Annotated in this window: 16 protein-coding genes and 2 pseudogenes; 8 read left to right on the top strand and 10 right to left on the bottom strand. The window is 27.4% G+C overall.

Going from position 1 to position 17,710, the window contains the following annotated elements; genetic code table 11:
- Nucleotides 1-28: 28 nt before the first annotated feature.
- The 5 genes from A2J15_RS07335 to ccoG form a co-directional block, all read right to left on the bottom strand.
- The gene (locus A2J15_RS07335; protein ID WP_066777930.1) at nucleotides 29-1,468 is read right to left on the bottom strand and encodes a TolC family protein; all 1,440 of its coding nucleotides are present in this window, start codon (nucleotides 1,466-1,468) and stop codon (nucleotides 29-31) included.
- Nucleotides 1,461-4,583, bottom strand: a complete 3,123-nt coding sequence (cmeB, locus tag A2J15_RS07340) for a multidrug efflux RND transporter permease subunit CmeB (RefSeq protein ID WP_083074281.1) — start codon at nucleotides 4,581-4,583, stop codon at nucleotides 1,461-1,463. Before cmeB ends, A2J15_RS07335 begins: the two co-directional genes overlap by 8 nt.
- Nucleotides 4,583-5,686, bottom strand: coding sequence for an efflux RND transporter periplasmic adaptor subunit (locus A2J15_RS07345; protein ID WP_066777934.1), 1,104 nt, complete (start codon nucleotides 5,684-5,686; stop codon nucleotides 4,583-4,585). The genes cmeB and A2J15_RS07345 overlap by 1 nt, the downstream gene beginning before the upstream one ends.
- A 109-nt stretch (nucleotides 5,687-5,795) precedes the next feature.
- Nucleotides 5,796-6,434: a TetR/AcrR family transcriptional regulator gene (locus tag A2J15_RS07350; protein ID WP_066777936.1), complete on the bottom strand. Its 639-nt coding sequence runs from the start codon at nucleotides 6,432-6,434 to the stop codon at nucleotides 5,796-5,798.
- Nucleotides 6,434-7,798 (bottom strand): cytochrome c oxidase accessory protein CcoG, encoded by a 1,365-nt coding sequence (gene ccoG, locus A2J15_RS07355; RefSeq protein ID WP_066777938.1) that lies wholly within the window; start codon nucleotides 7,796-7,798, stop codon nucleotides 6,434-6,436. Before ccoG ends, A2J15_RS07350 begins: the two co-directional genes overlap by 1 nt.
- Nucleotides 7,799-7,965: 167 nt before the next feature.
- On the opposite strand from ccoG, the gene rpsU reads away from it, so the two are divergent.
- The 8 genes and pseudogenes from rpsU (at nucleotide 7,966) to A2J15_RS07395 (ending at nucleotide 14,520) form a co-directional block, all read left to right on the top strand.
- Nucleotides 7,966-8,178 (top strand): 30S ribosomal protein S21, encoded by a 213-nt coding sequence (gene rpsU / locus A2J15_RS07360; RefSeq protein WP_002780697.1) that lies wholly within the window; start codon nucleotides 7,966-7,968, stop codon nucleotides 8,176-8,178.
- Between the two features lie 122 nt (nucleotides 8,179-8,300).
- Nucleotides 8,301-8,906, top strand: coding sequence for a UPF0323 family lipoprotein (locus A2J15_RS07365; protein WP_066777939.1), 606 nt, complete (start codon nucleotides 8,301-8,303; stop codon nucleotides 8,904-8,906).
- A 9-nt stretch (nucleotides 8,907-8,915) separates the two neighbouring features.
- Nucleotides 8,916-10,085 carry a glutathionylspermidine synthase family protein gene (locus A2J15_RS07370; protein ID WP_066777941.1) on the top strand — a complete coding sequence of 390 codons (1,170 nt, stop codon included), beginning with the start codon at nucleotides 8,916-8,918 and terminating at the stop codon, nucleotides 10,083-10,085.
- 2 nt (nucleotides 10,086-10,087) lie between these two features.
- Nucleotides 10,088-11,023 (top strand): D-2-hydroxyacid dehydrogenase, encoded by a 936-nt coding sequence (locus A2J15_RS07375; protein ID WP_066777943.1) that lies wholly within the window; start codon nucleotides 10,088-10,090, stop codon nucleotides 11,021-11,023.
- Nucleotides 11,013-11,493: pseudogene (locus A2J15_RS07380) on the top strand (YajQ family cyclic di-GMP-binding protein). Before A2J15_RS07375 ends, A2J15_RS07380 begins: the two are co-directional and overlap by 11 nt.
- A gap of 9 nt (nucleotides 11,494-11,502) precedes the next feature.
- Nucleotides 11,503-11,979, top strand: coding sequence for a hypothetical protein (locus A2J15_RS07385; RefSeq protein ID WP_066777946.1), 477 nt, complete (start codon nucleotides 11,503-11,505; stop codon nucleotides 11,977-11,979).
- Between the two features lie 10 nt (nucleotides 11,980-11,989).
- Nucleotides 11,990-12,808: a hypothetical protein gene (locus tag A2J15_RS07390; RefSeq protein WP_066777949.1), complete on the top strand. Its 819-nt coding sequence runs from the start codon at nucleotides 11,990-11,992 to the stop codon at nucleotides 12,806-12,808.
- Nucleotides 12,808-14,520, top strand: a complete 1,713-nt coding sequence (locus A2J15_RS07395; protein ID WP_066777952.1) for an ATP-binding protein — start codon at nucleotides 12,808-12,810, stop codon at nucleotides 14,518-14,520. The genes A2J15_RS07390 and A2J15_RS07395 overlap by 1 nt, the downstream gene beginning before the upstream one ends.
- Here the strand turns inward: A2J15_RS07395 and A2J15_RS07400 are convergent.
- From A2J15_RS07400 to ribH, 5 genes and pseudogenes are all read right to left on the bottom strand, one after another.
- Entirely contained in the window at nucleotides 14,479-15,057 is a 579-nt protein-coding gene (locus tag A2J15_RS07400) for a ferric reductase-like transmembrane domain-containing protein (RefSeq protein WP_066777954.1), read from the bottom strand. The two genes, A2J15_RS07395 and A2J15_RS07400, sit on opposite strands and share 42 nt — an antisense overlap.
- Nucleotides 15,057-15,950 (bottom strand): protein-methionine-sulfoxide reductase catalytic subunit MsrP, encoded by an 894-nt coding sequence (gene msrP, locus A2J15_RS07405; protein ID WP_066777959.1) that lies wholly within the window; start codon nucleotides 15,948-15,950, stop codon nucleotides 15,057-15,059. The genes A2J15_RS07400 and msrP overlap by 1 nt, the downstream gene beginning before the upstream one ends.
- Nucleotides 15,951-16,173: 223 nt before the next feature.
- Nucleotides 16,174-16,851 (bottom strand): annotated as a pseudogene (pyrF, locus tag A2J15_RS07410) (orotidine-5'-phosphate decarboxylase); the annotation flags it as partial.
- Entirely contained in the window at nucleotides 16,848-17,246 is a 399-nt protein-coding gene (gene nusB, locus A2J15_RS07415; RefSeq protein ID WP_066777965.1) for a transcription antitermination factor NusB, read from the bottom strand. The pseudogene pyrF and the gene nusB, both read right to left, overlap by 4 nt.
- Complete coding sequence (ribH, locus tag A2J15_RS07420) at nucleotides 17,246-17,710, bottom strand: 6,7-dimethyl-8-ribityllumazine synthase (RefSeq protein ID WP_066777967.1); 465 nt, start codon at nucleotides 17,708-17,710, stop codon at nucleotides 17,246-17,248. Before ribH ends, nusB begins: the two co-directional genes overlap by 1 nt.

The following is a 17,710-nucleotide window of genomic DNA, read 5'->3' on the forward strand; positions in this document are numbered from 1 at the left end:
TTTTATTCTCTAAAAGGTATATCTATTTTTATTTTTCTTTGTTAATATATTCATCTTGTTTAAATCCACCCCCAAAAGCTTTAATAAGATCTATAATTGAATTAGCATAAGCGTATTTGGTGTTATTGAAAATGACTAGAGCATTAAGCCAATTTTGATATGTTATTAAATAATCTTGCAAGGATATTTCTCCTATATCATAGCGTTCTTTTGCGATTTCATAAATTTTTTTATAAGATTGTTCACTTGCTTGTGCATTATCATATTGCAAACGTATAGTTTTTCTAGCTATTAAAGTATAGCGAATTTCTCCAAAAGCTGTAATTAAAGTATTTTGATAGTTTATAAAAGCGGCATCTTTATTAAGTTTGGCTAAATTTACATTTTTATAAATTTCTCCCCAATGAAAAATAGGCATTGTAAAATTACCGCCAATGTTCCAAGTTTTAGATCCTCCTTCAATAAGAATATCTAAATCTTTACTTTCAAATCCTAAAAATCCTGTTAAAGAAAGATTAGGTAAAAAAGCTGTACGAGCAACTCCAACTAGATAATTTTGTTGAATAAGTCTTTCTAAAGAAGAGCTAATATCTGGACGTTGAAGTAAAATGGTACTTGAAATTCCAGTTGGTATATTAAATTCTTTTAAATTAAAAACTTGATAATTTTGATGCTTATAAAGTATATCATTAAGATCATTTGAGGTTAAAATTTTTAAAGCTTTAAGATAATTTTCTTTATTCAACTTCATTTCATTATATTGTAAAGCTATACTTTCTAAATTAGCTTTTGTTTGAGCAAGTTCATATTCACTTATAGCACCTACTTTAAATTTTTCATTATGAACTGTGTATATTTCTTGTGCACAATCATAAGCTTGTTTAAGGGTATTTTCATTTTCATAAGCATTTATAAAATTAAAATAAGTTTGAATTGTCTTTGAAATTATTGAAATTTTAGCAGCTTCATAATCATATTGACTTGCTTTAAAATTTGATTGTGAAGCATGATATGTATCGCGATATTTTCCCCAAAGATCAATTTCATAATTTAAATTTGCTCCCATTTTAAAATCATTATCATAGCTTATTTCGCCTGTACGATTATTAGGATGGTTAATAGAAGTTTTTATACGATTAGCATTAGCACTAGCATCTAATTTAGGCAATAAATTGCTAAAATCTATACCTAATTGAGCTGCTGCTTGTTCCATATGGATAAAAGCAAGTTTTAAGTCGCTATTATTTTGAAGTGCTAAATCAACAATTTTATTTAAATTGTTATCTTCAAATTCTTTCCACCATTCTTTGTTAATAGTATTATTGTTTTCTTTTTCCCAATCTAAAGCACCTAATTTATTATCAATATTATAATTTATTTCAGGAATTATTAAATTTGGACTTAAAGAACAAGCTGAAATAAAAAGACTAAAGCTTGTTATAATACTTATTGATATTATTTTATTCATGGATTTTATTCCTTTTCTTATTTAGCCATTCATTGAAATTTTCTAGAAGATAGAAAAATAAAGGTACAAAGAAAATTGCTAAAGTAGAAGCTGCAATCATTCCTCCTATTAGTCCTGTTCCTAAAGAATGTCTTGAAGCACTACCTGCTCCTGTGGCAAAAATCATTGGTAAAACTCCAAAGGTAAAGGCTAAAGAAGTCATGATGATAGGACGAAATCTGAGTTTTGCTGCTGCTAAAGCGGCTTCAAATACTCCTTTACCTTTTTTAAAACGTTCTTCCATGGCAAATTCAACAATTAAAATTGCATTTTTGGCTGAAAGTCCAATAAGAAGTAACAATCCGGTTTGAAAATAAATATCATTGCTAAAACCTCTTAAATAAACAAATAAAAAAGAACCAAAAACAGCAAAAGGTACAGCTGTAATAACCGCTAAAGGAATTAACCATCTTTCATATTGGGCTGCTAGAATCAAAAATACAAAGATCATACCTAAAATAAAAGCATAGCTTGCTGTTCCTTGACTTGAAACTTCTTGATAGGCTGATCCACTCCAGGCTATAGAATAATCATCTCCTAAAGTCTCTTTTGCTACTTCTGAAATAGCTTGTATTGCTTGTCCTGAAGTATAACCTGGTGCAGGTTGTCCTTGTATTTGTGCTGCAGGGAAAAGATTAAAACGTTTTACATCATCAGAACCTGAACTTCTTTGTAGGGTTAAGAAAGAATCAAGTGGTATCATTTTTCCATCATTTGAGCGTACAAAAATATTTTTTAATGCATCTTGGGTATTTCTAAAATCCCCTTTGGCGCGAATATTAACTTGAAAATTCTTGCCCAACATAGAAAAATCATTGACATAATAAGTACCAATAGTTGCATTAATTGTATTGAAAATATCTTGCATATTAAGATTAAAATGTTTTAATTTATCTCTATCTATTATAAGATTATATTGTGGGAAAGTAGTATCAAGGGTGGTGCGCACTCTAGCTAATTCTTTTCTTTGGTTGGCTGCAATGATGAGTTTGTTTACATCTTCTTGAATTTGGTTATAGCTTTTCCCACTTTTATTTTGTGCATACATTTCAAAACCACCTGTAATACTTAATCCAGGTATAGGAGGTAAGCCTATGAATATACTTGAAGCATTGCGATCAAAAGCAAATTTTTTATTAAGTTGCATGCTGATTTCATCTGCGCTAATATTTCTATCTTTCCAATCTTTTAATCCTATAAACATTGCAGCTGCATTTTCTTTTAATGAATTGGTAAAAAGATTAAATCCTATCATAGCCATAGCATCTTGAATTCCATTGGTTTTTAGAATTTCTTTGCTTATATGATCAACTTGTGAAATTGTTCTATGAACAGCTGATGCTGAAGGAAGATTGATAATGCCTATCATTAAGCCTTGATCTTCTTCAGGAACTAAGGAATTTGGTATAGCTTTATAAAGATAAAAAATTGCTCCTAGCATAATACAAAAAATAAGGACAAAGCGAAGAGTTCTTTTGAGAATATATGCTACTCCAGCACTAAATATAGCAGTACTCCAATCAAAAAAATCATTAAAATTTTTTACAAATTTAAAAGGTTCTTTTTCATTGCGTCTTAAAAAAAGAGCACATAAAGATGGAGTTAAAGTAAGAGCTACAAAGCCTGATATGGCTACAGAAATTGCTAAAGTTAATGCAAATTGTCTTTGAATTTCTCCTACAAAACCTGATATAAAAGAAACAGGTATGAAAACAGCACAAAGTACAAGTACTATGGAAATTACAGGAGAGCTTACTTCTTGCATGGCTTTAATAGCGGCATCTTTTATGCTTATTTGTGCATTTTCATGTAAAATTCTGTCAATATTTTCTACCACAATAATAGCATCATCTACAACAATACCAATAGCTAAAATTAAGGCAAATAATGTAAGTAGATTAATACTAAAACCTAAAATATAAAGTCCAGCAAAGGTTCCTAGTAAAGAGACAGGAACTGCTATCATAGGAATAAGTGTTGCCCGGAAATTTTTTAAAAACATATACATTACGATAAGAACTAAAATTAATGCTTCAATAAAGGTTTTTATAACTTCTTTGATAGATTGTATCACAAATTTTGTTGTATCATAAGGAATTTTATAAGTTAAACCTGCGGGAAAACTTTTGGAGAGTTCTTGCATTTTATTTTGTACAAGTTCTACCGTACGTAATGCATTAGCTCCTGATTGCAGATTGATGATAATTGGTACTGCATCATTACCATTTAAACGTCCTTGAGAACTGTATTGTTCTGAACCTATCTCAACATCAGCTACATCTTTAAGTCGTAAAAAGGATCCATCATCATTGACTCTTAGGATGATATTTTCAAATTCTTCAGGATTTTGTAATCTGCCTTGCATAGTAATGGAATAAACATAAGGAGATTTATGAGTAAGGGGTTCTTCCCCTATTTTACCTGTTGCATATTGAGCATTTTGATCATTAACTGCAGAAATTACATCAGTGGCTGTTACATTAAATTTGTTTAATAAATCAGGTTTGAGCCAAATTCTTAAAGAATAGTTGCGATTGCCTATGGCATTTGCATCTCCTACACCTGGTATTCTTTTTAATTCGTCTAAAATATTTAAAGAAATGTAATTATATACGTCTGTGGAATTCATAGATCCATTATTTGAATATACTGAAATTGCAGCAAGAGTTGTTGATGAGGTTTTTTTTATCGTTACTCCAAGTTTTTTTACTGCTTCTGGCATTTTTGCAATTGCAGCTGAAACTCTATTATTAACATCTATAGTTGCTTGATCTGGATTTGTACCTATTTCAAAATATATAGTTAAATTCATGCTTCCTGAGGAGCTTGAAGTTGATTCCATGTATATCATATTGTCGACACCATTAACAGCATCTTCAATAGGAGTGGCAACTGTTGAGGCTATAGTTTGAGCATCTGCTCCTGTATAAGTTGCACTCACTTTAACTGTAGGAGGAGTTAAAGAAGGGTATTGTTCTATGGGTAAATTTACAAGCCCTATAAGACCTGCTAAAGAAATAATAATGGCAACAACTGAAGCAAAAATAGGTCTTTCAATAAAAAATTTAGAAAACATTATTGTGCTCCAATTTCTCTAACTTCACTACCAATATGAATTTTTGTAAAATTATCTAAGATGATTTTATCTCCATTTTGTAAGCCTTGATCAATGATAGCATATTCATTATTTTGATAACTTATATGTATGGAAGCTTTTTCTACTTTTCCATTTTTAAAAAGAAAAACATAAACATCGTTTTGATCTTGTTTTATAGCTAGTTGGGGTATTTTAAAGCCATTTTTTTGTATAAATGCATCTGAGGTAATTGTTGCAAAAGCTCCTGGTAATAATGAAGAATTGTTATTTTCAAAAATAGCTTTTGCTTTTACTGTGCCACTATGAGCATCAATTACAGAATCAATAAAATAAAGCTTTCCTTTAATTGTCTCTCCATTAAAATGTAAGTTGGCATGGATATTATCTAAATCCCATCTTCCATTTTGAGTGTTGCGAACCAAGTTAAGTTTATCTGTATCTGAAATAAAAAAATCTGCATAAATAGGGTTTAAATTAGTAATTCTAACAAGTTCACTTGATGAAGCACTTACATAATCTCCTACGTTAATTAAAGCATCGCCTATGGTGCCATCAAATGGAGCCTTTATTTTTGTATGATCTAGGTCGATTTTTGCGTTTAGAAGTTGAGCTTTAGCACTTGTTAAATGAGCTTTGGAATTATCAAATGTGGCAAGAGCAGCATCATATTCTTTTTGGGAGATTGCGCCTTTATTAAAAAGAGTTTTGGAGCGATTAAAATCCTTACTGGCATTTTCAAAATTTGCTTGAGCCATTAAGGTTTGTCCATAAGCAATATCAACATTAGCTTTAAATTTATTTTGTTCTATTATAAATAAAGTTTGTCCTTTTTTTACAATATCGCCAGCTTTAAAAAGTTTATTTACTATTATACCACTAACTTGAGGTTTTATAATAACATCATAATTGCTAACTAGCTTAGCTGGATAAGTAAAACTAAGTGGTAAATCTTCAGAGTGTACCATCATAGTTGTTACAGGTTGAGGCGGCATTTGCATTTTTGGTGTTTGTTCTTTAGTGCAAGCAATGAATAAGGATATAATGCTTAAAGTTAGAATAATTTTTTTTGGAAATAATCTCATAATTTTGCCTTGAAAAATTTAATGTTAAAATTTTGTAATAAAAATTACAAAATTTTTTAAGCTATTTTTTGGTTAATTATATCTTAATTTAGTTAATAAATTTGTTATTTTAAGATAGGTTTTTATGGCTATTAATTCCATTTAGAAAAATATTGACTATAAATTCAACATGTTTTTTTTGTTCTTTTTTATTTTTTAAAGGAGCGTTGATTAAAACATTAAGATGATGATAGGGTTCTTTAAGCATGGTGCAAAAAGTAATAGCAAGTTTTTCAGCATTTTTTTTCATGAAAGAATCTTCTTGTTGTTGAAAAAAATCCATAAGAATATTATAAGAAAAATTTTGTTGATTATTATCTATCCAATTAGCAAGATGTCTGTCTTTATCATAAACTTGAGAATAGACAATTCTACCGAAGGCTACAGCTTCTGGCTGATTGAAAATTTCTACAAAAGCCATTCCAAAAGAAATTAAAATTTCTTTTAAGCTTCCATCTTTAATTTCTTGTGTTTTTGAGCGAATAAGGTGAAAGTGTTTTTTACATATATCATCTAAAATTTCAAAAAATAATCCTTCTTTATTTTTAAAACTATCATAAATATTAGAATAAGAACCTCCAGATAATTTAATAATATCGCTAAGACTTGTTTCTTGGTATCCTTTTGTTAAAAAAAGTTCTAAGGCTACATTTTTAATTTTTTCTTGTCTAGCTAAAACTTTCTTTGAGGGTGTTTTATTTGAATTCATTATTGATCCTTTATGATTGTGCTTTTTGGGTATACAAATATACTTTTTCTAGAAACTGAAATCTCTTGATCATCTGTAGCATAAGCTTTTATATGAAGAGTTAAGATCGTATCTTTTTGATCATAGTTTGCTAATTTTTTTGTAGCTTTAATCACTACTATTTTTTTAGCTTGTTCTCCTGCTTTTAATATAAAAGATTTTTTTGGTCGTATAATTTCAATTCCACCATCAACTCCTTCTAAATTCGCTTTGAAATAATACTCATGAGTTTTAGAGTCTGTATTTTGAAATAAAAAAGTATAAGCATTTGAAATGACTGTTTCTCCTTTAATATTTGAAATATTGTATAATTCACTACTACGATTAATATTTAAGAGCATATTTTCTTTTTTATTTCCCATAATAATTAAGATTGCTAAAGCAATTAAAAGAATGATAAAATAAGCTACAGTTCTAAATCTTAAATAATGAATTTTATCGCCTGTTTGGATAGCTTTGGCACTAGTCCAGTTAATTAGACTTGGTCTATTAAAATTATTTTGTACTTTTGAACAAGCATCTGCACATTCAAGACAGTTAATGCATTCAAGTTGCATACCTTTGCGTATATCAATATGTGTAGGACAAATACTAACGCAAGCTTCACAACCTATACATTCTCCTTGAGGTGGTTTTTTGTAAAGTTTATTATGATCTTTATAAATTAAACCACCGCGTTTTTCATCATAAATAACTTGCATAGTATCATGATCAAACATAACAGATTGTATTCTTGCATAAGGACAAACATAAATACAAAATTTTTCAGCTAAATAAGTTATATCAAATGTAAATAATAAACTAGCGTAAAATAATATTCCCATTAAAAGTAAATGTTCTTGAGGATTTTGTATATAATAAAAAAAATCTTCAGGAGGAATAAAATACCAAAGTAAGTTACTTATAGCAGCTATAGAAATGAGATAAAAAAGAATTATTCCTATAAATTTTCTAAAATACTTTCCTTGATATTCTTTTTGTTTATTATTAATATTTTGACGAATTTTAAGAATTTTAGTTTGAATAATATCTCTATATATAACCCTAAAAATAGTTTGAGGACAAGTCCAAGCACACCAAATTCTTCCACTTAAAGTTGTAATAAAAAAGATGAATAAAAAAAGAAATATAAGAACAAAGGGCATGAGATAAAATTCTTGCGTTGAAAAAGACATAAAAAATAAATTTAATTTAGAATGATCAAAACTTAAAAGAAAAAAATGGTTTCCATTTATTCTTATAAAAGGCAAAACAAGTATAACAATACTTGCAATTAAATATACAAAATATCGCTTTTTTGTATAAGTTGTAATATATCCTTGCATTTTAAAATTCCAAGTTCATAATCTTAATAAAACATTAACTTTGCAATTTAATAATTATATCTGATAAAACTAAAACAATTTTTAAATGCTTTCTAAGTTAGAATTAATAAGAAAAATTTTATAATAATAAGCTAAAAATTTATTTTTATAGAAAGGTGGTGAGGACTGTGCCAGGAATTAAGGTGCATCCTAATGAGTCTTTTGATGAGGCTTATCGTAAATTCAAAAAACAAGTAGATAGGAATCTAGTTGTAACTGAAGTAAGAGCAAGAAGATTTTTTGAGCCTATGACTGAAATTCGTAAAAAACAAAAAATTTCAGCACGTAAAAAAATGCTTAAAAGACTTTATATGCTTAGACGTTATGAATCAAGACTTTAAGCTTAAAGCCCAAATGGGCTTTTTATCTTTTTTATATTCTACTAATTATTAAAATATTTATTATTTTTTGTTAAAATTCTTAAAAAATTAGAAAATTTTTGCCTCTAAATTAGGATAGATTTATGAAACAAATTAAAAAAATTATTCAGCTTAGTATGATTAGTGGTTTAACAGCTGTTGCAGGTGGTGTTTTGGTAGGATGTCAAAATAATAATCAAGATGCAGATATTTTAAATCAAGCAGCTAATACAAAAGGGGCTTTTGTTATTATTGAGGAATTGGCTCCAGGACAATATAAGATTAAAGATCAATATCCAAGTGATGAAACAAGAGTTGTACTAAAAGAACTTAATGGTATGGAGCGTATTTTATCCAAAGAAGAAATGGATGCGTTGATTAAACAAGAAGCAATGAAAATTGATAATGGAACTTCTAATTTAACTAAAGATAATGGACAAATTAGCAATGGAGGTTTAGGTTTAGGTGAGGCTTTGCTTGCAAGTGCTGCAGGAGCAATTTTAGGAAGCTGGATAGGTTCAAAGCTTTTTAATAATCAAAATTTTGCCAATCAACAACGCAGTGCTTTTTCTAATCAAAGTGCTTATCAAAGAAGTGTAAATAGTTTTAATAAGGCAGGTGCAACAAATTCTGGTTCAGGAGTTAAAAAATCAGGATTTTTCGGAGGAGGATCTAAGGCAAGTTCTAGTTCTTCATCTTTTGGTTCTTAAGGATATAAAATGCAATTATTACAAGTTAATAAACTTCAAAAAGATTATTTAGAAAGCATAGGTTTTTCATGGCATACAGATGAAGATGGGAGTGATTATATTGGCAATAAATTAGTGTGTGTTACAAATGAAGAGGCAAATGCATATTATGAAGCTGTAAATGAGCTTTATGATATGTTTATAAGTGCAGCTCAAAATGTTATAGATAATAATCGTTTTGATGAATTAGGTATACCTTTTAACCTGATTAATGCGATTAAAATGAGTTGGGAAAATGAAGTGCATTGGCATTTGTATGGACGTTTTGATTTAGCAGGTGGACTTGATGGTAGACCTATAAAATTGATAGAATTTAATGCTGATACACCAACAGCTCTTTTTGAAAGTGCCATTTTACAATGGGCGATTTTAAAACAAAATGGTATGGATGAGAGTGCACAATTTAATAATATTTATGAAGGTTTGATGGATAATTTTAAAAGACTTATTACTCTTGATGAAAGTATTGAAAGTTTTAGAGATCATTATCAAGGATGGAAAATTTTATTTTCAAGTGTAGCAGGAAGCAAAGAAGAAGAAATTACTACAAAATTACTTTCTCACATTGCTAAAGAATCAGGTTTTAAAACTGATTTTTCTTTTGTGGATGAAGTTGAATTTAGTGAAGAGGGAATTTTAAAAGATGGTGAAAATTATGAATACTGGTTTAAACTTATCCCTTGGGAAGATATAGCTATAGAAGAAGGTGAACTTGCTATGCTTTTAACACAAATTATGCGTAATCAAAGGGCTATTATTTTAAATCCTGCTTATACTCTTTTATTTCAATCTAAAGGAATTTTGAAAATTTTATGGGAGCTTTTTCCTAATCATCCTTTGCTTTTGGAGACAAAGGATAAGCCTTTAGAAGGAAAAAATTATGTAAAAAAACCTGTATTTGGTCGAGAGGGAGCAAATATTAGTATAATAAAAGAGGGACAAATTTTACATGAAAATGTTGGTCCTTATGCAAATAATAAAGTAATTTATCAAGAATATGTGGAATTTAATTCTCATGAAAATGAATACTATCAAGCAGGTGTTTTTTTTGCTTATGAGGCTTGTGGTTTAGGTTTTAGAAAAGGTGGTCTTATACTTGATAATTATTCTAAATTTGTAGGTCATATTATTAAGGATTAAAAATGAAAATTGTATGTTTAGATGCAGCAACTTTAGGGACTTATGATTTAAGTATTTTTAAACAATTGGGTTCTTTAGAGGTTTATAATACAACAAGTAAAGAACAAACTATTGAGCGTTTAAAAGATGCTGATGTTGTTATGACTAATAAGGTAGTAATTGATAAAAAGGTTATAGATGCATGCGGGAATTTAAAACTTATTTTAGAAACTGCTACAGGTGTAAATAATATTGATGTTGAATATGCCAAGCAAAAAGGTATAATAGTAAAAAATGCAGCAGGATATTCTACTATGAGTGTTGTGCAGCATACTTTTGCTTTAATATTTGCTTTTTTAAATCATGTTGTTTATTATACTCAATGGAGTCAAGAAGGCAAATGGTGCAATAGTCCTATTTTCACTGATTATAGCAGGATTTTAAATACGCTCAATGGTAAAAAACATGGTATTATAGGTTTAGGAGCTATAGGCAAAGAAGTGGCAAAAATTTCTCAAACTTTTGGAGCTCAAATTTATTATTATTCCACTAGTGGGACAAATCATAATTTAGATTTTATACATTTAAGTTTAGATGAGTTATTGAAAAGTTGTGATATTGTAAGTATTCATGCACCCTTAAATGCAAAAACTTATAATTTACTCAATTTTAATAATTTACGGTTTTTAAAAGATGGTGCAATTTTAGTTAATGTCGGTAGAGGTGGTATTATTAATGAAATAGATTTAGCAAAAATTATAGATGAAAAAAATATTCGTGTAGCTTTAGATGTTTTAGAGTATGAGCCTATGATAGAAAATCATCCACTATTAAATATTCAAAATAAGGAAAATTTAATTATTACTCCACATGTAGCATGGGCGAGTAAAGAAGCTTTAAGTGTCTTAATGGATATGGTCTTTAATAATCTTAAAGAATGGATTGAAAATGGCAAATGAGCACAGTTTTGATATTAGATAAGCAAGAGCTTAAAAATGCTTTTGAGCAGGCAAAAAAAGAGCTTAGAACTCGTTATGATTTAAAGGGCATAAAATATGAAATTGAATTCAGTGAAAAAGATAAGATTTTTAAACTTGGATGTTCTAGTGAATCAAAGTTAAATGTATTAGTTGATACACTGATTGTAAAGTTAATTAAAAGAGGTATTAATGCAAATGCTATTAAAGAGCTTTCTCGTGAACATGGGGCAATATTTCGTTTAAATTTAAAAGTTAATGATCATATAGATAGTCAAAGTGCAAAAAAAATCAATAAAGCAATTAAAGATAGTAAACTGAAAGTAGATTTTTCCATGAAAGGAGAAGAAATTCGTATTAAAGCTAAGCAAATTGATGATTTGCAAGCAACAATGAGTTTACTTAAAAATCTTCAATTAGAGCTTAATCTTAGTTTTAAAAATTTTAAATAAGGTTAAATTATGAAATATTGCTTTATTGCAGTATTAGTTTTTTTTATTTATGGATGTAGTGTAAAAAATCAAAATGCTTCAACTCAAAGTTTAAACACTTTGATTATTTCTCCTATGGTAAAAATTCATGATGTGGCTTTTTTAAAAAAAGAAAATCATATGTTAAATTTAGAGGTTTATAAATTAGGACGAGCTTTCTTTCAAATAAAAATAAAAGATAAAATATGCCTGAATTTTATATGTTATGATAAGGAAGTATTTAATCAAAAGTTTTTTAAAAATATATATTATGAGGATATTTTAAAAGATATTTTAAATAAAAATGTTTTATGGCAGGGTCGTAACATAGAAAAAACAAGTTGTGGTTTTAAGCAAAATTTAAAAAGTAAAAATTATGAAATTTTTTATCAAGTTTGTTATGATAAAGTAAGTTTTTTTGATAATATTTCAGGTATAAAAATTGTTTTAACATACATTCAAAATTAAAGGATAAATTTTGAGGTTTTTTTTATTTATCTTTTGTTGTGTAAAATTGACTTTTGCTCAAATTTATAAAGGAGAATTGTTTTTTTATGATTTAGAAAATAAAGAAATTTTCGCCATAGTATATAATAATAATCCTATGATTCCTCTTTTTGATAGAGATAATAATCAAACTAGTTCTAGTTTTTTAGTTATCAATGATAAAAATGGGAATTTAGAAATTCCACTTATTAAGATAAATGATTTTTGGCAAGATGAACAAAAAAAATATAAAATTAATTCTTCTAAAATATTAATATATGATCAAAAAATATATAAAGGTCAAAATTTAGGGGAAACTTCTTTAGAGCTTATTCGATCTGAAGATAGTATACGTATAAAGCATAATTTTATTAATTTTAGTCATAATTTTCAAGATTTTTATCCTATTCATAAAGGTATATTAAGTTTTGAACAAATTCGTCAAAAACCTATTTTTTTTAAAGATGAAAGATTAAGTTTTGAACAGACTCATTATTTTTACGAAGATGGTATAAGTCGTGAAGTTTTAGAATTAAAAAATTTTGTTTATGATATGCATAATCATAAGTTTTTAAAATTATATGATTTATATGATATTGAAAACCAAGATTTCAAAAATCTTCTTCATATGAAACTTCAAAATGCTTGTAATGAATGCTTTGAAGATTTGCAAAATGTGAAATTTAATAATAATTTTTTACTAGATAGAGGGAAATTAAAGATTTGTTATTTACCTTTTGAGGAACATTTTTTAGATGAAAATATTTGTATAGAATTTAATGAGAGTGAACTAAAGGAATTTAAAAAATAATGGATAAATTAAAAAACTTTTTGAGTTGCAAAAATATAGAAGATACCCAAATTTATAAAGAGCTTAAATGTACAAAAAATGAAGCTTTAATTTTAAGAGAGCTTTGTAAAAATTATGTTGTTTCGGTATCTTCTATTAATACTTTTACTTTATTGTCAAATATTTTTGGTAATGATAAATATACTTATTTAGATGCTTTAAAAGACTTGAAAAAACTTATTGAAAGAGGTTTTGTAAATCAAAATTCAAGTTTTTTTAAAAATATGGAGACTGGTAAAACGCAAACATTGATTCTTACTTTACTTCAAAGTGAGTTAAGTTTGAGTGAGTATTTTTTAGAATTTTTAGAGGAAAAACCTCATTTAGATTTTAAAAAATGTGAAGCTTATAGTGATTATTTAGAATATTTAAAAGACGAATTTATACGTATTCGTTTATATGAAAGATTGAGTTTTGTACAAAAAAGTGCTTATAATATTGAAATAAAAAATCAAATTAAGCTTTATGAAAAGCATATTAAACAAAGATTGAAAAAAAGTAAATTTTATAATATTTTAGCGGATATTTTTAAAGAATATAATCTTGATTTTAAAGAACAAATTATTTTTTTAGCACTTTTAAAAGAAGAATATGTTTTAAATAGTGAAAATTCTATATCAAGAGAAATGAATTTTTTACTTTCTTTGGTTAGTGAAAATGATTTGGAAAAGCATAATAATAAAAAACTATTACAAGAAAATACCTCTCTTTTACATTTAATTGAATATGATGAATATTTAAATGCTTTTGGAGATATTTCTAAAAGTTTTTTTATAAGAGATGAAATTTTGCAAAGGATTATAAATTTTGAGTTTAAACAAAGTAAAAAAATTAAAATTGAAAATGTTTTAAAAGAACAAGATATATTTGAACTTATAGAGCCTAGTGCTGATATTAATGATGTTATTATGCCTAAAAATACAAAAGAACTTTTAGAAAATATTTTAAAACAGCAAGATAAAAAAGTTTTAGAAAGATTGCACTCTTGGGGTATAAAGAGCAGTAAAAATATAGAAGCAAAAATTATTTTTTATGGACCTGCAGGAACGGGTAAAACTATGTCAGCTTTAGCTATGGCTAAATCAATGAAAAAGACTATTTTGAGTTTTGATTGTTCAAAAATTCTTAGTAAATGGGTGGGAGAAAGCGAGCAAAATGTTAGAAAAATTTTTGATACTTATAAGAATATAGTTCAAACTTGTAAACAAAGTCCCATTTTGCTTTTGAATGAAGCTGATCAGTTTTTAAGTGCTCGAGTTGAAAGTAGTGGTGGAAGTGATAAAATGCATAATCAAATGCAAAATATATTTTTAGAACAGATTGAACGTTTTAGCGGAGTAATCATTGCTACAACGAATTTTTTAGAGAGTTTAGATAGTGCTTTTTCAAGAAGATTTGATTATAAGATAGAATTTAAAAAGCCTGATTTAAAAGATAGATTAAAGATGTGGGATAAATTTTTACCTAAAAAAGCATCATTTGAAAAGGCTTTTGATATAAATATCTTGGCTCAATATGAATTAAGTGGAGCGCAAATCTTAATGGTGATAAAAAATACAGCTTTAAAAATAGCTGTATCTAAAGATGGAATTTTTCGTATGCGAGATTTTCTAGAAAGTATACAAAAAGAATTAAATTCTAGTTTTGATAAAAGTAAAATTGTTGGATTTTAATTTTTTAAATATTTTTATATAATGGAATAAGAAATATAATAATCCAAGAATTAAAGCACTCCATTCCCAAAACATAGGAACTTTTGGACTTAAAAAATAATGATAGCTTGCCAAAACTAGGCACAAATACCCTAATTTTCTTATTTTTTGAATTTTTGTAAACCATTTAAAAGAGCTTGCAAGCATGAAAAGGATGATAATAAAAGCAATAAAACCACTTGCCTCTAATAGATGGTGTGAGATATCATCAAGAAGTCTTGAAATTTTTGCATTTCTATCAAAAATAAAATAATTTAAAAAATGCAAAATAGTCCAAAATGCTGCAAAAATTCCTAATAATTTGGGATAATTTTTTGTCTTTTTAAATTGGATTAAAGAAAAAAATATGCTTAAATTTAAAAAAATCAAGGCAAAAATTCCAGTATAAATATAAATTTCTTTTACTAGATCAAAAGATTGAAAAATATTATATAAGCTGTAAATTAAACTTGTTAAAAAGCTTAAAAAAGCAAGTATATTAAAATGTATTATATGCATTAAAAATTTACCTTTAAATCCATACCAGCATATAAATTTCCTACTTCTTTTTCATATCCATTAAATAATAAGGTTGATTTGGTAAAGAAATCTCCTAAAGCTCTTTCATTAGCTTGAGACCATCTAGGGTGAGATACATTGGGATTTACATTTGCATAAAATCCATATTCTCTAGGGTTTGCTAATTCCCATGTGGATTTTGGTTGTTCTTTGACAAATTCTATTTTTACTATAGATTTGATACTTTTAAAACCATATTTCCAAGGTACAACAAGGCGTATTGGAGCTCCATTTTGTGGTTGTAAAGGTTTTTTATACATGCCTACGGCTAATAAAGTTAATGGATGCATAGCTTCATCCATACGAAGACCTTCTACATAAGGATAGTCTATGGTTGGAAATAAAGCATTTTGATCAGGAAATTGATTTTTATCAAAAAGTGTGGTAAATTTGATAAATTTTGCTTCATTTGTAGGTTTAGCCATATCAATTAAACGACGCAATTCAAAACCTATCCAAGGTACCACCATAGACCAGGTTTCAACGCAACGTAAACGGTAAATTCTTTCTTCTAGAGAAAATTTTAAAATATCTTCCATATTTAAACTAAAAGGTTTTTCTACTTCTCCATTAATATCTATTTTCCAATTTTGGGTTTTTAAATTCTGTGCCAAAGATACAGCTCTTTTTTTATCAGTTGAAAATTCATAAAAATTAACATAATTTGTAGCAAGTTTTTCATCACTGATTTCTAATTTATTAAGATTGGTATCACTTGTAAAGTTTAAAGCAGATAATTTAGAACTTAATAAAGTAGAGCTTAGTAAAGCTCCAGCTCCCATTTTTATAAATTCCCTTCTTTTTTTATATAAATTTTCAGGAGTAATATTCATAATTTTTCCTTATTAAAAATTTTTATTATTAAACTACAATAGCGTTAATATAAAATTAATTTTTAAAGCTTTTTAAATTCTTATTTTGAGATTTTTAGTTTTAAAAAGTTGAAAGCTTTTTAATTAAAAATTTTGTTTTTTTGTATTTATTTTGATAGTATATTTTATTGATAAGAGAATATAGATTATTTAATTTATGGGTATTAATTATTTCATATTATTTTATGTTTTCTAAAATTTTTTTACAAATTTCTCTTGGGTTATCGTTTTTATAAATAGGTCTTCCAATAACTATAAAATCGCTTAAATTATTTTTTGCCATTGCTAGATCAGCAACGCGTCTTTGGTCGTCGTTTGCTTCTTTAAAAGGACGAATTCCAGGTGTTAATGTTAAAAAATTAGCGTGCGTATTTGCTTTAATAATTTTACTTTCAAAAACTGAGCACACCATACCATCAAGACCACTTTGAAAAGATATTTTTGAAAAATTAATTACTGCTTTTTTAATTTCTTGCTTATAAATACTAAAAAAATCTTCTTCATTAAAGCTTGTTAAAGCAGAAACAGCTAAAACTAAGGGACGTTTTGGAAGTTGGTTAAGTCTTGACATAACTTCTTGCATAGCTATTTTTCCAGCACTTGCATGGATATTTATCATATCTACATCGAGTTTTGAAATTTCTTCACATGCATCCGCCATAGTATTGGGAATATCATGAATTTTAAGATCAAGAAAAATTTTAAAATCATCAATTTCTTTAAGTTCTTTTATGATTTTAAAACCATCTCTTAGATATAATCTTAAACCTACTTTAAGCCAAAGATCTAAATTTTTCAATTTTTTAGCAAGTTGTAAGCAATCTTTTTTAGTGGCAAGATCGAGTGCAACACAAAGTTTCATTTTTTAGTCTTTATCAAAGTATCTAAAACTCCATTAATAAATTTTGGAGAATTATCATTAGCAAGTTCTTTGGCGAGTTCTATAGCTTCATTAATAACTACAGCGCTAGGTGTATCAGTAAAAAGTAATTCATAGGCCCCAAGCCTTAATATTGATCTTTCTATATATCCTAAAGCTATAATTTTATTTTCATTAAGAAATGAATTAAGGGTTTGATCAATATTATTTAAATTAGCTAAAATTCCATGATATAAGCTTAAGGTGAATTTTTTTTGTTCATTACGTATTTTTTTTTCATCTAAAATTTCATTAATAAAAGCATCATGCTCAGAATTTAATTCAAAGGCATAGAGTAAAGATACAACACTTTGACGGACTTGATGACGTGATGCCATTAAAATTCCTTGCTTAAATTAAGCATTTCAATAACTGTTATCATAGCTTCAAAACCTTTGTTACCTACCTTGCTACCTGCTCTTTCTATAGCTTGTTCTATAGTATCAGTTGTTAAAATTCCAAAACTAACTGGAGTATTGTGGTTTAAGCTTACATTAGCCACGCCTTTAGTGGTTTCTGCTGAAATATAATCAAAATGTGGAGTTGATCCACGGATCACAGCTCCAACACAGCAAATACCATCAAATTGATGAGATTCTATAGCTTTTTTTAAGATGAAAGGAATTTCAAAAACACCAGGAACAAGTATAAGGCTTAAATTTTCTTCTTTGCCTCCATGTCTTAAAAAGGCGTCTTTAGCGCCTTCTACTAGACGATCTGTAATGATATGATTAAATCTTGCATTAATAATGGCAATATTGGCATTTGAATGCAAGTTTAGTTTTCCTTCAATGATATTCAT

This window comes from Campylobacter hepaticus (genome assembly GCF_001687475.2).
Lineage (GTDB): Bacteria > Campylobacterota > Campylobacteria > Campylobacterales > Campylobacteraceae > Campylobacter_D > Campylobacter_D hepaticus.

Coding starts and splice junctions, on each gene's coding strand:
- A2J15_RS07400 (WP_066777954.1), bottom strand. CDS start 15,057: ATGCATATAATACATTTTAATATACTTGCTTTTTTAAGCTTTTTAACA.
- ribH (WP_066777967.1), bottom strand. CDS start 17,710: ATGAATATCATTGAAGGAAAACTAAACTTGCATTCAAATGCCAATATT.
- ccoG (WP_066777938.1), bottom strand. CDS start 7,798: ATGCAAGGATATATTACAACTTATACAAAAAAGCGATATTTTGTATAT.
- cmeB (WP_083074281.1), bottom strand. CDS start 4,583: ATGTTTTCTAAATTTTTTATTGAAAGACCTATTTTTGCTTCAGTTGTT.
- A2J15_RS07375 (WP_066777943.1), top strand. CDS start 10,088: ATGAAAATTGTATGTTTAGATGCAGCAACTTTAGGGACTTATGATTTA.
- A2J15_RS07395 (WP_066777952.1), top strand. CDS start 12,808: ATGGATAAATTAAAAAACTTTTTGAGTTGCAAAAATATAGAAGATACC.
- A2J15_RS07370 (WP_066777941.1), top strand. CDS start 8,916: ATGCAATTATTACAAGTTAATAAACTTCAAAAAGATTATTTAGAAAGC.
- A2J15_RS07345 (WP_066777934.1), bottom strand. CDS start 5,686: ATGAGATTATTTCCAAAAAAAATTATTCTAACTTTAAGCATTATATCC.
- A2J15_RS07335 (WP_066777930.1), bottom strand. CDS start 1,468: ATGAATAAAATAATATCAATAAGTATTATAACAAGCTTTAGTCTTTTT.
- nusB (WP_066777965.1), bottom strand. CDS start 17,246: ATGGCATCACGTCATCAAGTCCGTCAAAGTGTTGTATCTTTACTCTAT.
- msrP (WP_066777959.1), bottom strand. CDS start 15,950: ATGAATATTACTCCTGAAAATTTATATAAAAAAAGAAGGGAATTTATA.
- A2J15_RS07350 (WP_066777936.1), bottom strand. CDS start 6,434: ATGAATTCAAATAAAACACCCTCAAAGAAAGTTTTAGCTAGACAAGAA.
- A2J15_RS07365 (WP_066777939.1), top strand. CDS start 8,301: ATGAAACAAATTAAAAAAATTATTCAGCTTAGTATGATTAGTGGTTTA.
- A2J15_RS07385 (WP_066777946.1), top strand. CDS start 11,503: ATGAAATATTGCTTTATTGCAGTATTAGTTTTTTTTATTTATGGATGT.